Genomic DNA, 14,599 nt, shown 5'->3' on the forward strand with positions numbered 1-14,599 from the left:
CGGGGCCGGAGCCCGGCGGCAGTGCGAGCCGTCACCACCCCGCATGACATCCGTCATGACGGACACGGCTTCCGGCGCCGCGGATCCGGACCCCGGAATAGGAAAAAGACCGGCGCCGGCCCCGTACCTGCATCCCGCGCACACGAGAAAGGCCCCGGTCTGAACGACCGGGGCCTTTCTTTTGGAGCGGACGACCAGGTTCGAACTGGCGACCTCAACCTTGGCAAGGTTGCGCTCTACCAACTGAGCTACGTCCGCATTGCCTCCGCTCGGCTTTCACCGGGCGGCGCGAGCACCACTCTACCCGATCCACCGGAGTGGTCGGAAAGCGATGCAGAGCGGGTGACAGGAATCGCACACTGCGCCTCCCCCCTGGAAGGGGGGTGTTCTACTACTGAACTACACCCGCACGCTGCTGTGGTTGGGGCCTTTCGGCCTTGCCCCTTGGCGTGATCCAGACTCTATCCGAACTGCGGGGGTGAAGCGCAAGTCGGCTCCCCCGCGGATGTCGCCGCGAGGCCCCGCGTGGGCCGTCCCGGAGGTCCCTGCGGACCTCCGGGCGCCGCCGCCCGGTTCCGTCCGGTGCTCAACTCGCTTGTTCGAAAGCCTCGTAGACCTTCTTCGGGATGCGTCCCCGGGCCGGCACGTCCATCTGGTGCGACCGCGCCCATGCGCGGACGGCCGCCGGATCGGGGGCGAGGGAGGTGTGGCGGTAGGAAACGGGGGTCTTGCCGTGCTTTCCGGCTTTTGTCTGCTTTCGACCGGCCGCCACGTACGGAGCCAGCGTCTTCCGCAGCTTTTTCGCGTTGACGGGATTGAGGTCGATCTCGTAGGACTTCCCGTCGATGGCGAAAGCAACCGTTTCCGCCGCCTGTCCTCCGTCGATGTCGTCGGAGAGCGTGACCACTACGCGTTGCGCCACGGATATCGGTCCTTTCCTGCGGCGCCCGCGCGTCTGACGTGCGCGGCCGCCGGCCTTCCGGCTGCCTGGGGTTTGTGTCGTCGGATCGGGCCGGGCTCGCGGGCTCCGGCCCGATCCGGAGGCGTCGGTGTTCCGGTGTTCTTCGAGCCGTGATGCTTTCCTTGGTAATCATTTGTACAGCGGTGGTACGGCATTGTGAAGCCCGTTCAATTGTTTCGCGTGTCCGTCCGCAATCGGTACTGATTTTTTCCGCGGACTTTTCCCCGGACCGGTGGTGATCGATATCCGTACGCGATCCGCAGATCCTTGTCTACCCGCGTAGAAATTTCCGGCAGGTACGCTGACTGGACCCGCCGGGGTCTGGGGAACCCCCCGGAGACCCAGCCGCACCACACCATTGGGAGTGCCAGTGGCACGCGTCGTAGTCGACGTCATGCTCAAGCCGGAGATCCTCGACCCGCAGGGACAGGCGGTGCAGCGCGCACTGCCCCGTCTCGGCTTCGAGGGAATCGCCGACGTTCGCCAGGGGAAGCGTTTCGAGCTTCAGGTCGAAGGGCCGGTCGACGACGCCGCCCTGGCCCGGATCAACGAACTCGCCGAGACGTTCCTCGCGAACACCGTCATCGAGGACTTCGTCGTGAAGGTGGAGTCCGAGGAGGCCGCGAAGTGACCGCTCGTATCGGCGTCGTCACTTTCCCCGGCACCCTCGACGACAAGGACGCGCTGCGCGCGGTCCGGGTCGCGGGGGCCGAACCCGTATCGCTCTGGCACCGCGACAAGGACCTGCACCAGGTCGACGCGGTCGTCCTCGCGGGCGGCTTCTCCTACGGCGACTACCTGCGGGCCGGAGCCATCTCCCGCTTCTCGCCGGTGATGGAGACCATCATCGAGCAGGCGAGGGCGGGCATGCCGGTCCTCGGCATCTGCAACGGCTTCCAGATCCTGACCGAGGCGCACCTGCTGCCCGGCGCCATGCTGCGCAACAACCACCTCCACTTCATCTGCCGCGACCAGAAGCTGCGGGTGGAGAACGCCGGTACGGCCTGGACCGCGGACTACGCGGACGGCCAGGAGATCTCCGTACCGCTGAAGAACATGGACGGCCGGTACACCGCCGACGAGCGCACGCTCGACGAGCTGGAGGCCGAGGGCCGCGTCGCGTTCCGCTACGTCGACGTGAACCCCAACGGCTCGCTCCGTGACATCGCCGGCATCAGCAACGCCGCCGGCAACGTCGTCGGCCTCATGCCGCACCCCGAGCACGCGGTGGAGCCGCTGATCGGCACCGGCGGCACGGACGGCCTCGGTTTCTTCACCTCGATCATCAAGAAGCTGGTCAACGCATGAGCCTGGATACGGTCAAGCACGCGGCCGAGACCCCGGACGCCGGACAGCCCTGGAAGGAACTCGGCCTCAAGGAGGACGAGTACGCCCGCATCCGCGAGATCCTGGGCCGCCGTCCCACCGGCGCCGAGCTCGCCATGTACTCCGTGATGTGGTCCGAGCACTGCTCCTACAAGAGCAGCAAGGTCCACCTCAAGCAGTTCGGCGAGAAGGTCCCCGCCAACGACGCGATGCTCGTCGGTATCGGCGAGAACGCCGGTGTGGTCGACGTCGGCCAGGGTTACGCGGTCACCTTCAAGGTCGAGTCGCACAACCACCCGTCGTACATCGAGCCCTACCAGGGTGCGGCGACCGGCGTCGGCGGCATCGTCCGCGACATCCTCGCCATGGGCGCCCGCCCGGTCGCGGTCGTCGACCCGCTGCGCTTCGGTGCGGCCGACCACCCCGACACCAAGCGCGTCCTGCCGGGCGTCGTCGCGGGCATCGGCGGCTACGGCAACTGCCTCGGCCTGCCGAACATCGGCGGCGAGGTCGTCTTCGACGCCTGCTACCAGGGCAACCCGCTCGTCAACGCCGGCTGCATCGGCGTGATGAAGCACGAGGACATCCACCTCGCCCAGGCCTCGGGACCCGGCAACAAGGTCATCCTCTACGGTGCCCGCACCGGCGGCGACGGCATCGGCGGCGTCTCGGTCCTCGCGTCCGAGACCTTCGAGTCGACCGGCCCGGCCAAGCGCCCCGCGGTGCAGGTCGGCGACCCGTTCCAGGAGAAGCTCCTCATCGAGTGCACCCTGGAGATCTTCAAGGAGAAGCTCGTCGCGGGCATCCAGGACCTCGGCGGCGCCGGGCTCTCCTGCGCCACGTCCGAGCTGGCCTCCGCCGGATCCGGCGGCATGCGCGTCGAGCTGGACACCGTGCCGCTGCGCGACTCCTCCCTCTCGCCCGAGGAAATCCTCATGAGCGAGTCGCAGGAGCGCATGTGCGCGATCGTCGAGCCGCAGCACGTGGACCGCTTCCTGGAGATCTGCGAGAAGTGGGACGTCATCGCCACCGTCATCGGTGAGGTGACCGAGGGCTCCCAGCTGGAGATCTTCTGGCACGGCGAGCAGATCGTGGACGTTCCGCCGCGGTCCGTCGCCCACGAGGGCCCGACCTACCACCGCCCGTTCGCCCGCCCCGAGTGGCAGGACGCGCTCCAGGCCGACGACGCCGGCAAGCTGCCCCGTCCGGCGAACGCCGCCGAGCTGCGCGCGCAGGTCCTCCAGCTCGTCTCCTCGCCGAACCAGGCGTCGAAGACGTGGATCACGGACCAGTACGACCGGTTCGTGCAGGGCAACACCGTGCTCGCGATGCCCGAGGACGCCGGCATGGTCCGCATCGACGAGGAGACCAACCTCGGCGTGGCCATGGCGACCGACGGCAACGGCCGCTACGCGAAGCTCGACCCCTACACCGGTGCGCAGCTCGCGCTGGCGGAGTCGTACCGCAACGTCGCCGCCTCCGGCGCCAAGCCGCTCGCGATCTCGGACTGCCTGAACTTCGGCTCGCCCGAGGACCCGGACGTCATGTGGCAGTTCGCCGAGGCCACCCGCGGTCTCGCGGACGGCTGCCTGGAGCTGGGCACCCCGGTCACCGGCGGCAACGTCTCGCTCTACAACCAGACCGGTGACACCGCGATCCACCCGACGCCGGTCGTGGCCGTGCTCGGTGTGATCGACGACGTCACCCGGCGCACCCCGGTGGCGTTCGCGCAGGAGGGGCAGTTGCTCTACCTGCTCGGCGACACGCACGAGGAGTTCGGCGGCTCGGCCTGGTCCGAGGTCGTCCACCAGCACCTCGGCGGGATGCCGCCCAAGGTCGACCTGGGCCGCGAGAAGCTGCTCGGCGAGATCCTGATCTCGGCCTCGCGCGACGGCATGATCGACGCCGCGCACGACCTGTCCGACGGCGGTCTCGTCCAGGCGGTCACCGAGTCCTGCCTGCGCGGCGGGAAGGGTGCCCGGCTGGTCGTCCCGGACGGTCTGGACGCGTTCACCTTCCTCTTCTCCGAGTCGGCGGGGCGCGCGGTCGTCTCGGTGCCGCGCAGCGAGGAGCTCCGCTTCAACGACATGTGCGGCGCTCGGGGTCTTCCCGTCACCCGCATCGGTGTCGTGGACGGTGACGAGATCGAGGTCCAGGGCGAGTTCAGCATTCCGCTGAGCGAACTGCGGACCGCGCACGAGGGCACGATTCCGGCGCTCCTCGCCTGAGTCCTCCCGGAGTACGTGACGCCGATGCCCTCGTCCGGTCCGCCGGGCGGGGGCATCGCGCTGTTCCGGGACGGACCCGGGGGCTCCGGTGTCCGACGCCCCTCGGAGCCGTACGCTCGTTGCCATGCCGCCGTCCCGCAAGCGCGCCCGCCGCTACGACCCCGACCGCACCCGTACCGCCGTACTGGCCCAGTTCGCCCTGGTCGGGCGGGCGGTCGCGGGGCTGACCGACGACCGACTCGCGCTGCCCACGCGGCTCGGCGACTGGACCGTGCGGGAGCTGGCCGTCCATCTCACGGAGGCGCTCTCGGCCGTCACCCGGAACCTGGAGCTGCCGGAGCCGCGCGGCGGCAAGCCGGAACTGACCCCGGTCCAGTGGCCGTTCTCGACGGCGGCGCGGGCGGACCGGGTCGACGAGGACACCCGCGCGCTCGCCGCCGCCCACCCCGACGTAGCCGCCCTGTACGGAGAGGTCGCGGCCCGCTTCGAGGCGGCGGTGGGCCCCGCCGATCCCGACCGGCTGCTGCCGACCCGCACCGGCTCGATGCGCCTCGGCGACCACCTGGTCACCCGTACTGTCGAGCTGATCGCGCACACCGACGACCTCAACGCGGCGACCGGCCTGGACATCCCGTACGACCGGCAGGCCCTGGCCGCCGCCACCCGGCTCCTCGCGGACGCCCTCGCCGAGCGGGCGCCCGGCGGGTCGGTGGAGGTGCGCGTCCCGCCGTTCGCCGTGGTCCAGTGCCTCGGCGGGCCCCAGCACACCCGCGGTACGCCCCCCAACGTCGTGGAGACCGACCCGCTCACCTGGATCCGGCTGGCCACCGGGCGGGCCGGCTGGGCCGAGGAACGGGACGCGGCGCGGATCTCCGCGAGTGGCGAACGGGCCGATCTCGCGGGGCTGCTGCCGCTGATGGGCTGAACGGCAGGAGAAGAGCTGAGCGGCAGGAGAAGAGTCAGCGGCAGGTGAGGGGCCGATCGGCGGGAACGTCCCGCCGCCCGGTGTCAGGTCCGGGCGGCGGGACGGGTCCTGTGCGGTGCGGCGGGACGTTCCCGGTGTGCGGCGTGACCCGGCTCGGAACGGCCGTGTCCCGGCTCGGAACGGCCGTGTCCCGGCTCGGAACGGCCGTGTCCCGGCTCGGAACGGCCGTGTCCCGGCTCGGAACGGCCGTGTCCCGGCTCAGAACGGCGAGGTGCCCGTGCTCGCCGGGTACGGCAGCAGCTCCGCGTTCGTCCGCTCCCAGAACGCCCGCAGCTCCGCCAGCAGTTCCGGCTCCTCGGCCGCCCGGTTCGCCTGCTCGCGCTGGTCCTCGCGCAGGTTGAAGAGCTGGTCGGCACCGGTCTTGCCCCGGTAGTACTTCCAGTCGCCCCGGCGCACCGCGCGCTCGCCGCGCACCCGCCAGAACAGGTCGCGCTCCGGCACCTCTTCGCCCCGCAGCAGATAGCCGCCGAGGCTGGTGCCGTCCAGCGGGTACGCGGGGGCGGGTCGGGCGCCCGCGATCTCCAGCAGCGTCGCGGTCCAGTCCGGCGAGAACACCGGCAGATCGCTGACCTGCCCGGCGTCGATCCGGGCCGGCCAGCGCAGCACCGCGGGCACCCGGATGCCGCCCTCCTGGAGCGAGCTCTTGTTGCCGGAGAGCGGCCACTGGTACGAGAAGCGCTCGCCGCCGTTGTCGCTGGCGAAGAAGACCAGGGTGTCCTCCTCCTGCCCCGACTTCTTCAGCGCGTCGAGCACCTTTCCGACCGAACGGTCGAGGTCCTCGACCATCTCCTTGTACTTCTCGACCGATCCACCGTCGTTGTGGAACAGGGCGGCCACATTGCCCGACTTGATCTTCCGGACGACCTCCGCGCTCTCCTCGGTGTCGCCGTCCGCGATCCACGGCCAGTGCGGGGTGGTGAAGTTGAGGTTCAGCAGCCACGGCTTGTCGTGGTCGCGCTGGACGTACTCGCTCGCCCGCTCGGTCAGGATGCGCGTGTAGTAGCGGAGGTCCTTGTACTCGGCGTCGCCCTCGTAGAGGTCGTACTCGCCGCCGAGGCCGAGCTTGGAGTAGTACTCCAGCGCCCCGCCGAAGTTGCCGAAGAACTCGTCCCAACCCGACTTGGTGGGGCTGTAGTCCGGCAGGTAACCGCAGTGCCACTTGCCGATCAGCGCGGTGGCGTAGCCGGTGGAGCGCAACAGCGAGGCGAGCGTCGGGTGCGTCGGCTCCAGCCCCACCGACCGGTCCGCGATCGGCTCCGCGAGCCCGCCGGCGGTGCGCCCCGGGTAGCGGCCGGTGTAGAGGCTGAAGCGGGTCGGCGAGCAGGTGGCGGAGCCTGCGTACGCGTCGGTGAACCGCACGCCCTGGCGGCCGAGGCGGTCCAGGTTCGGCGTCCTGATGTGCGGGGCGCCGTACGAGGAGAGGTCGGCCCAGCCCAGGTCGTCGCCGAGGATGAAGAGGATGTTGGGGCGGCGGGAGTGCTTGCCGCGGGCCGCCCGGAACGGCCGCTCCCGGACGTCGGCCCGTTGCGACGCGGCGGCCGGGGCGCCCGCCGGGGCGGCGGACGCGGGTCCGGCCGGCAGGCCCACGGCCGCGGTGGCCGCGGTCGCTCCGACGGCGGTGCCGAAGGCACGGCGGGAGAGCGAACCGGACGGCTCGTCGGAGCCCGGGTTCCGGCTCGGGTCCGGGGTCGGGCGAGGGTTCTGGCGAGGGGCGGAAGACATGGCGACTCCGGGCACGGGCCCCCGCAGGGCGGCCGGATGCGCGCAGACGCACCCGGACCCTGGGGAAGCGGGCGGGAAGCAGGGGGGGAAGGCGGGACGGACACCGGACGGCGCGCGGGGGTCCGGAAGGGATCCACTGCCGAGGGGTACGCGACGGGTGGCCCGCACATGCGGCGCGGGCAGCCCGCTCAGGGATTCACGGGTCCAGGCGTTCCTGGATCCGGGGACTCAGAGGTCCGGGGACTCAGGGGCCCGGCGGCTCGGGCGCTCAGGAACAGCGACAGATGGCGCTCGCCAGGCGTCCCAGATCGACGTGGCGGCGCTCCACGAGCGTGACCGAGAGATCACCGAGGGGCTGCATGGCCCTGGAGCCTGCCGTCTGAGCGTGTCCGTGTCAACGATCGTCTCGCGGTACGGACGGGCGTACCGCTATCCGGACCCGGAGCGCCGCTCGGAGCACCGGTGCGGTCCTCGGGGCCCGTCTCCCGGCCCGCGCAGTGTGAGGCTCGCCACGGAATTGACCGCCGACGGGGGCCTCCGGCCGCCACCGGGCCCGCCTCACCCAGAGCGACGGACGAGGCAGGCCGCCGGCGGTCGTACCGGCTCTGCCGCCGGCCGGGAGAGGCCGCAGTGCTGGGCTCCGGCCGTCCGGCCGTCCGGAGGCCGTCGTCCGGGACCGAGCGGTGATCACTCCTGGTGATCAACGAGACCCCCCGGAAACGGACTTCCCGCTTCGCGTCCGCGCACGTCCGGGCGGCTCCGGCCGCCGGTGCGAGGCCCGTCCCCAATTCGGACCAGTGGTCGACCTCGCCTACACTCGGTGGCGTGCCTCGTGGTGATGGACGACTCAACCACGACCTGCTCCCCGGCGAGAAGGGCCCCCAGGACGCTTGCGGCGTCTTCGGTGTCTGGGCTCCCGGCGAAGAGGTCGCCAAGCTCACCTATTTCGGACTGTATGCCCTGCAGCACCGTGGACAGGAGTCCGCGGGCATCGCAGTGAGCAACGGGTCCCAGATCCTGGTCTTCAAGGACATGGGACTGGTCTCGCAGGTCTTCGACGAAACGTCTCTGGGGTCGCTCCAGGGCCATATCGCGGTCGGTCATGCCCGCTACTCCACCACCGGTGCCTCGGTGTGGGAGAACGCGCAGCCGACGTTCCGTGCCACCGCGCACGGCTCGATCGCCCTCGGCCACAACGGCAACCTGGTCAACACGGCCCAGCTCGCGGAGATGGTCGCCGACCTGCCGCGCAAGGACGGCCGCGCCACCCAGGTCGCCGCGACCAACGACACCGACCTCGTGACCGCGCTACTCGCCGGGCAGACTGACGAGGAGGGCAAGCCGCTCACGATCGAGGAAGCCGCCACCAAGGTGCTTCCCAAGGTCCGCGGTGCGTTTTCGCTGGTCTTCATGGACGAACACACCCTCTACGCCGCCCGGGACCCGCAGGGCATCCGCCCGCTCGTCCTCGGCCGCCTGGAGCGTGGCTGGGTCGTCGCGTCGGAGTCCGCCGCCCTCGACATCTGCGGCGCCAGCTTCGTCCGCGAGATCGAGCCGGGCGAACTCGTCGCCATCGACCAGAACGGTCTGCGTACCTCCCGCTTCGCGGAAGCGAAGCCCAAGGGCTGCGTCTTCGAGTACGTCTACCTGGCCCGCCCCGACACCGACATCGCCGGGCGGAACGTCTACCTCTCCCGCGTCGAGATGGGCCGGCGCCTCGCCGCCGAGTCCCCCGTCGAGGCGGACCTGGTCATAGCGACACCGGAGTCCGGCACCCCCGCCGCGATCGGTTACGCCGAGGCCAGCGGTATCCCGTTCGGCGCCGGTCTGGTCAAGAACGCCTACGTCGGCCGTACCTTCATCCAGCCCTCGCAGACCATCCGTCAGCTGGGCATCCGGCTGAAGCTGAACCCGCTCAAGGAAGTCATCAAGGGCAAGCGCCTGGTGGTCGTCGACGACTCGATCGTCCGCGGCAACACCCAGCGCGCGCTGGTCCGGATGCTCCGCGAGGCCGGTGCCGCCGAGATCCACATCCGGATCTCGTCCCCGCCGGTCAAGTGGCCCTGCTTCTTCGGCATCGACTTCGCGACCCGCGCCGAGCTCATCGCCAACGGCATGTCGGTCGACGAGATCGCCACGTCCATGGGCGCCGACTCGCTCTCGTACATCTCGCTCGACTCGATGATCGAGGCGACGACGATCCAGAAGCCCAACCTCTGCCGCGCCTGCTTCGACGGTGAATACCCGATGGAGCTCCCGGACCCGGAGCTGCTCGGCAAGCAGCTGCTGGAGACCGAGCTGGCCGCCGGCCCCGCCGCCACCGCGGCGGCCGACGCGCTGCGTCGTCCGTGATCCGGACCGACCGGCGTTTCCTCCAGCCCCGTATTCCCACACGAAAGATCCCGGGCAATGTCTGAGACAACAGGTGCTTCCTACGCGGCGGCCGGCGTCGACATCGAGGCCGGCGACCGCGCGGTCGAGCTGATGAAGCAGTGGGTGAAGAAGACGAAGCGCCCCGAGACCGAGGGTCTTGGCGGGCTCGGCGGTTTCGCCGGACTCTTCGACGCCTCCGCCCTCAAGCGCTACGAGCGTCCGCTGCTGGCCTCCGCGACCGACGGTGTCGGTACGAAGGTCGACCTGGCGCGGCAGATGGGTGTCTACGACACCATCGGTCACGACCTGGTGGGCATGGTCGTCGACGACCTCGTGGTCTGCGGCGCCGAACCGCTCTTCATGACCGACTACATCTGCGTCGGCAAGGTGCACCCCGAGCGTGTCGCGGCGATCGTGAAGGGCATCGCCGAGGGCTGCGTCCTCGCCGGCTGCTCCCTGGTCGGCGGCGAGACGGCCGAGCACCCGGGCCTCCTCGGCCCGGACGACTTCGACGTCGCCGGCGCGGGTACGGGCGTGGTCGAGGCCGACCGCCTGCTCGGCCCCGAGCGCATCCGCAAGGGTGACGCGGTCATCGCCATGGCCTCGTCCGGTCTTCACTCCAACGGGTACTCGCTCGTGCGCCACGTGGTGTTCGACCGGGCCGGCTGGACCCTGGACCGCCAGGTGGAGGAGTTCGGCCGGACCCTCGGCGAGGAGCTCCTCGAGCCCACCCGGATCTACTCGCTGGACTGCCTCGCCCTCACCCGTACGACCGAGGTGCACGGCTTCAGCCACGTCACCGGCGGCGGCCTGGCGAACAACCTGGCCCGGGTCGTTCCGGACGGGCTGCACGCCACCGTGGACCGGTCCACCTGGACCCCGGGCGCGGTGTTCGACCTGGTCGGCAAGGCCGGCAAGGTCGAGCGGCTGGAGCTGGAGAAGACGCTGAACATGGGCGTCGGCATGATCGCGATCGTCCCGGCGGACTCCGTGGACGTGGCCCTGACGACGCTGGCCGACCGCGGGGTCGACTCCTGGGTCGCCGGCGAGATCACCGACCGCGGCGACCACGCCACGGGCGCCGGGCTGACCGGCGACTACGCCCGCTGATCAGACGCGAAACCGCCGGGACAGGGCGGGGCGGGGCGACTCAGGGATCGTCCGCCCGCCCGCCGGCGGGGTCCGCACGGCGGACGCACCCGTCGGGCGGGAGCCTGGTGGTGCCGTCGCGCCGGTCCGGACCGGACCGCGCTTACGCAGGCTCGGACATCATGGCCCCGGACACCACCGCCCCGAACACCAAGGCCCGACCGTGACCGGACAGCACAGAACCCGGTCCGGGACAGGCCCGGACCGGGTTGTTGTGTCAGCGCGAGGTCAAGCGCCGCGGCGCTGGGACGAGGGACCGGACTCGTCGTCCTCGTCCTCGTCGTCGTTGTAAAGATCCGCGTACTGTGCGTACGGGTCATCGTCCTCGTCGTCGTCCTCGAACGGCTCGGCGTTCGGTGGCTGACTCGAAGGTGATGCGCCCAGCTCATTGGCCAGACGTGTGAGGTCGGTTCCGCCGCTGCTGTACTTCAGCTGGCGGGCGACCTTTGTCTGCTTGGCCTTTGCCCGGCCGCGCCCCATGGCTCGACCCCCTCGGTGACGGGGCTCGACGGCCCCAGAGTCTTGACACGCGTTCATGTTTCGGGACGGCCTCTCGGATGAGAGTCCGTGCCCGTAGAGCTTCAACGGTACCTGCTTCCGTGGCCATACGGTACGCCGCCCGCGTCTTGCGCCCCGGTACAGGACCAATGAGGAGCTCCGTCCTCGCTGGTCAACTGCGATTTTAACCTCTTCTCGGCGTACGACCCGCCGACCGGCGTGAGTCTTGTCTCGCAGCTTCCGGGCGAGCTCCCGCCGGCCGGAGCGGCCCCGTGAGGGGCGGGACTCCGGCCGGTCCGGGCCGGGCCGGCCGCTCGCTCAGGCGCGCAGGGAGCGGCGGGCCTCCGCCATCCTGCGCTCGGCGATCCGGTCCGCGGCGGCGGCCGGCGGAACGCCGTCCGCCTTCGCGAGTGCGAACAACTCCAGGGTGGTGTCGAAGATCTTCGCCGTCTTCGCCCTGGCCCGCCCGAAGTCGAAGCCGTGCAGCTCCTCGGCGACCTGGATCACCCCGCCGGCGTTCACCACGTAGTCCGGGGCATAGAGGATCGCGCGGTCCGCGAGATCCTTCTCCACCCCGGGGTGCGCGAGCTGGTTGTTGGCCGCGCCGCACACCACCTTCGCGGTGAGCGCCGGCACGGTGGTGCCGTCCAGCGCGCCGCCGAGCGCGCAGGGGGCGTAGATGTCGAGCCCCTCGGTGCGGATCAGCGCGTCCGTGTCCGCGGCGACGGTGACCTCGGGATGCGCCTCGGTGATCCGGCGCACCGACTCCTCGCGCACGTCCGTGACGACGACCTCGGCCCCGTCCTCCAGCAGGTGCCGGACCAGGTGCCGGCCGACCTTCCCGACGCCCGCCACGCCGACCTTCCGGCCCCGCAGGGTCGGGTCGCCCCACAGGTGCTGGGCCGAGGCCCGCATCCCCTGGAAGACGCCGAAGGCGGTGAGCACCGACGAGTCCCCGGCGCCGCCGTTCTCGGGGGAGCGGCCGGTGGTCCAGCGGCACTCGCGGGCGACGACGTCCATGTCCTCGACGTACGTGCCGACGTCGCAGGCCGTGACGTACCGTCCGCCGAGCGAGGCCACGAACCGGCCATAGGCGAGCAGGAGTTCCTCGGTCTTCACAAGGTCCGGATCGCCGATGACGACGGCCTTGCCGCCCCCGTGGTCCAGCCCGGCCATGGCGTTCTTGTACGACATCCCGCGCGCGAGGTTCAGTGCGTCGGCGACGGCCTCCGCCTCGGTCGCGTACGGGTGGAAGCGGGTGCCGCCGAGGGCGGGGCCCAGGGCGGTGGAGTGGAGGGCGATGACGGCCTTGAGGCCGCTGGCCCGGTCCTGGCAGACGACGAGCTGCTCGTGTCCCCCCTGGTCCGAGTGGAACAGGGTGCGCAGCACGTCGACGGGTGCGCCGGTCACATCGGTCACGGTGGTGACTCCCAAGTACGAAGCGGCGGAAGGGGACTTCTGCGGGTGGGAAGCCCCCGGCGGACCGGCGGACCGGCCCGTCCGTTCCAGAGCGTAGGCGCTGCTCCCGCGCGGATCGCCTCTCTCCCGGGGATCACCCCCTGAGGGAGTACGGGCGTGACACGATCAGCTTCATGTCGGTGGTGTCTTCAGTGCTCGTCCCTTACACGTCCTATCTGCGGGTGTACGAGCCCCTCGCCGCCTTCCCGGAGGCCGAGCGCGCGCACTGGACGCGTTACGCGCAACGTACCGAGTTCCCCACGGCACAGGACGAACTGCGCCGCTCGCTCGCCGACTTGGTGCCCACGCCGCCGGTCGGGGTGAGCCCCCACGAGAGTGCGGACGCCTTCGTCGCGGAGATCGACGGCGTGGTCTGCGTCTGCCCGTGGCGGACCCGGCTGCGCGGATGGCTGGCCCTGGAGGAGCTCGGGGGTCTGTTTCCGGCCAATGTGCTGGACGCGGTGCTGCCTCCGGTGGTCCGGGACCAGCAGACCGCCGACCACGAGCGGTGGCAGCGCCGGAACCCGGACGCGCGGCCCTGGATCAGAACGGCGGTGTGGCACGTACCGGTGCGCTGGTTCGTGCTCTTCACCGACGAGGAGCGGGAGTACGCGGCGCCGGACGGTGCGGGCGGGCCGGCCTCGCTGCGGTACCGGACGCCCATGGTGCAGGCGCGGCGCAGACTGGCGCGCGGGCTGCGGACCCTGCGCGAGACCGTGGACGACGGCCCGTTGGCGGACGGGCTGGTGGACGTGGGCCGCTGGCTGGAGGAGTTCCACCCCCGGTCCCTGGTCGAACTGGACTACGGGGGACTCGTCCACGCGGTGCCGGCGGCCCGGCTCGCCGAGGACCGGTCGGCGGCGGACGTGGCCGAGGGCCTCGCGGCGCTGCGCGCGGGCGACAACGACCGCGCCTCGGTGGCGTACGGGCGGCTCGCGGAACGCTGGGGGGCGGTGCGCGACCTCCGGTCCGCCAACTGACCGGCGAGCGGGCCCGCGAGGGGTAGCTCGCCGACGGGGGCGCCCGCCGTCCTGGGGGCCGCCGTCCAGGGGCTCCGGGGGCTCGCGGCTTCGTGAAGTGAACGCGGAAAGGGCTGTCCCGCGTCAACATGTGTCGGCGCACCACACCACCAATGGATGCGAATCGGACCACGGTGGCATGAAAGGTCCGAACCGGGGCAACATCATGCCGAGGCGGTCGCAAGCAGGCCAATCGGATGGAATCGTGCCAAGGCGCGCCAACCGCCTCCTTCGCCAGGAAGGCCGGCCCGGATGGGCGGCCGTGACCGGGAAGGGAGTTGAGGAAGCCGATGATCGCCGAGGAGATGTGCGAGCACGCACGCGAACCCACGGGGCGGGTCGAGGGGCGCCGGGGCGGGACGTGATCCAGCGGGGGCCGGGCGGGCTCCGGAGCCCGGCTGACGGCCCGTGGGATGCGACCCCTGTGGCGCGCGTGACCGGTGGGACAGGGGGCTACGTCCTGGGGCCTAGGTCTTACGTCCTGAACCGGCCCAATGGCCGCAAGCGTGACGGACGGCACTAAGGGCGCCCTTGCGTCCATCCCCACCCCTCGTGCCAAAATAGGACAAGGAGTCCGGGGAGGGCTCTGTCCGTCCAACTATGGGCGGATTGCTCTGCATTGCACGCTATGGGGGGTCTAGTGACTCCTGATCGCCCTGTGACTGATCGTTACTGACGCGTGACTGTCCGCTATGGCATGGTCCATCGGCTTCCGTCGCTGATGAACACCTGGGAGGGCAATTCCATCGGTTTGGCCGACGTGGCTGGACGGATGGTGTAGTTGTAGTGCCGAGGACAAGCCGTTCGTCCTATAACCGACTCGGCCCCCGTCCGCCATTTCGGGCAACGTGGGCCAAGGTGCAGAATTTAGAGGAAAGAA

The 14,599-nt window shown here is 70.7% G+C and carries 12 protein-coding genes and 2 tRNA genes; 7 read left to right on the top strand and 7 right to left on the bottom strand.

Features of this window, described 5'->3' with window-relative positions; all coding sequences use genetic code 11:
- Window positions 1-182 precede the first annotated feature (182 nt).
- From ACWCSV_RS28840 to ACWCSV_RS28850, 3 genes are all read right to left on the bottom strand, one after another.
- Window positions 183-258: transfer RNA gene (locus ACWCSV_RS28840), tRNA-Gly, on the bottom strand.
- 79 nt (window positions 259-337) lie between these two features.
- Window positions 338-409, bottom strand: a tRNA-Gly gene (locus tag ACWCSV_RS28845).
- A 177-nt stretch (window positions 410-586) separates the two neighbouring features.
- Window positions 587-922 (bottom strand): histone-like nucleoid-structuring protein Lsr2, encoded by a 336-nt coding sequence (locus ACWCSV_RS28850; RefSeq protein WP_451147152.1) that lies wholly within the window; start codon window positions 920-922, stop codon window positions 587-589.
- A gap of 409 nt (window positions 923-1,331) precedes the next feature.
- Here ACWCSV_RS28850 and purS point away from each other — a divergent pair, with 409 nt between their 5' ends.
- From purS to ACWCSV_RS28870, 4 genes are all read left to right on the top strand, one after another.
- Window positions 1,332-1,592, top strand: coding sequence for a phosphoribosylformylglycinamidine synthase subunit PurS (purS, locus tag ACWCSV_RS28855; RefSeq protein ID WP_266706271.1), 261 nt, complete (start codon window positions 1,332-1,334; stop codon window positions 1,590-1,592).
- On the top strand, window positions 1,589-2,269 hold the full coding sequence (gene purQ / locus ACWCSV_RS28860; RefSeq protein WP_451147154.1) for a phosphoribosylformylglycinamidine synthase subunit PurQ: 681 nt from the start codon (window positions 1,589-1,591) through the stop codon (window positions 2,267-2,269). The genes purS and purQ overlap by 4 nt, the downstream gene beginning before the upstream one ends.
- Window positions 2,266-4,515 carry a phosphoribosylformylglycinamidine synthase subunit PurL gene (purL, locus tag ACWCSV_RS28865; RefSeq protein WP_451147156.1) on the top strand — a complete coding sequence of 750 codons (2,250 nt, stop codon included), beginning with the start codon at window positions 2,266-2,268 and terminating at the stop codon, window positions 4,513-4,515. Before purQ ends, purL begins: the two co-directional genes overlap by 4 nt.
- A gap of 124 nt (window positions 4,516-4,639) precedes the next feature.
- Entirely contained in the window at window positions 4,640-5,440 is an 801-nt protein-coding gene (locus ACWCSV_RS28870) for a sterol carrier family protein (RefSeq protein WP_451147158.1), read from the top strand.
- Window positions 5,441-5,698: 258 nt separating this feature from the next.
- Here ACWCSV_RS28870 and ACWCSV_RS28875 read toward each other — a convergent pair whose 3' ends face one another.
- Window positions 5,699-7,222, bottom strand: coding sequence for a sulfatase family protein (locus ACWCSV_RS28875; protein WP_451147160.1), 1,524 nt, complete (start codon window positions 7,220-7,222; stop codon window positions 5,699-5,701).
- Between the two features lie 268 nt (window positions 7,223-7,490).
- Complete coding sequence (locus tag ACWCSV_RS28880; RefSeq protein ID WP_327269069.1) at window positions 7,491-7,583, bottom strand: putative leader peptide; 93 nt, start codon at window positions 7,581-7,583, stop codon at window positions 7,491-7,493.
- A 464-nt stretch (window positions 7,584-8,047) separates the two neighbouring features.
- Between ACWCSV_RS28880 and purF the strand changes: the two genes are divergently transcribed.
- A complete protein-coding gene (gene purF, locus ACWCSV_RS28885; RefSeq protein ID WP_451147162.1) occupies window positions 8,048-9,574 on the top strand; it encodes an amidophosphoribosyltransferase in 1,527 nt (508 codons plus the stop codon).
- 57 nt (window positions 9,575-9,631) lie between these two features.
- On the top strand, window positions 9,632-10,705 hold the full coding sequence (purM, locus tag ACWCSV_RS28890) for a phosphoribosylformylglycinamidine cyclo-ligase (RefSeq protein ID WP_451147164.1): 1,074 nt from the start codon (window positions 9,632-9,634) through the stop codon (window positions 10,703-10,705).
- 267 nt (window positions 10,706-10,972) lie between these two features.
- On the opposite strand, the gene ACWCSV_RS28895 is transcribed toward purM, so the two are convergent.
- Together ACWCSV_RS28895 and ACWCSV_RS28900 are read right to left on the bottom strand one after the other, a co-directional pair.
- Window positions 10,973-11,224, bottom strand: coding sequence for a DUF3073 domain-containing protein (locus ACWCSV_RS28895; RefSeq protein ID WP_327176660.1), 252 nt, complete (start codon window positions 11,222-11,224; stop codon window positions 10,973-10,975).
- Between the two features lie 336 nt (window positions 11,225-11,560).
- Window positions 11,561-12,661: a Leu/Phe/Val dehydrogenase gene (locus ACWCSV_RS28900; protein WP_451147166.1), complete on the bottom strand. Its 1,101-nt coding sequence runs from the start codon at window positions 12,659-12,661 to the stop codon at window positions 11,561-11,563.
- A gap of 173 nt (window positions 12,662-12,834) precedes the next feature.
- On the opposite strand from ACWCSV_RS28900, the gene ACWCSV_RS28905 reads away from it, so the two are divergent.
- Window positions 12,835-13,680 carry a hypothetical protein gene (locus ACWCSV_RS28905; protein WP_451147168.1) on the top strand — a complete coding sequence of 282 codons (846 nt, stop codon included), beginning with the start codon at window positions 12,835-12,837 and terminating at the stop codon, window positions 13,678-13,680.
- Window positions 13,681-14,599: the final 919 nt, after the last annotated feature.

The organism is Streptomyces sp. NPDC001770, from assembly GCF_053596135.1.

Bases quoted from the DNA above. Each gene is read 5' to 3' on its own strand.
- purL (WP_451147156.1), top strand. From the start codon at position 2,266: ATGAGCCTGGATACGGTCAAGCACGCGGCCGAGACCCCGGACGCCGGA.
- ACWCSV_RS28870 (WP_451147158.1), top strand. From the start codon at position 4,640: ATGCCGCCGTCCCGCAAGCGCGCCCGCCGCTACGACCCCGACCGCACC.
- ACWCSV_RS28875 (WP_451147160.1), bottom strand. From the start codon at position 7,222: ATGTCTTCCGCCCCTCGCCAGAACCCTCGCCCGACCCCGGACCCGAGC.
- ACWCSV_RS28880 (WP_327269069.1), bottom strand. From the start codon at position 7,583: ATGCAGCCCCTCGGTGATCTCTCGGTCACGCTCGTGGAGCGCCGCCAC.
- purM (WP_451147164.1), top strand. From the start codon at position 9,632: ATGTCTGAGACAACAGGTGCTTCCTACGCGGCGGCCGGCGTCGACATC.
- ACWCSV_RS28895 (WP_327176660.1), bottom strand. From the start codon at position 11,224: ATGGGGCGCGGCCGGGCAAAGGCCAAGCAGACAAAGGTCGCCCGCCAG.
- ACWCSV_RS28905 (WP_451147168.1), top strand. From the start codon at position 12,835: ATGTCGGTGGTGTCTTCAGTGCTCGTCCCTTACACGTCCTATCTGCGG.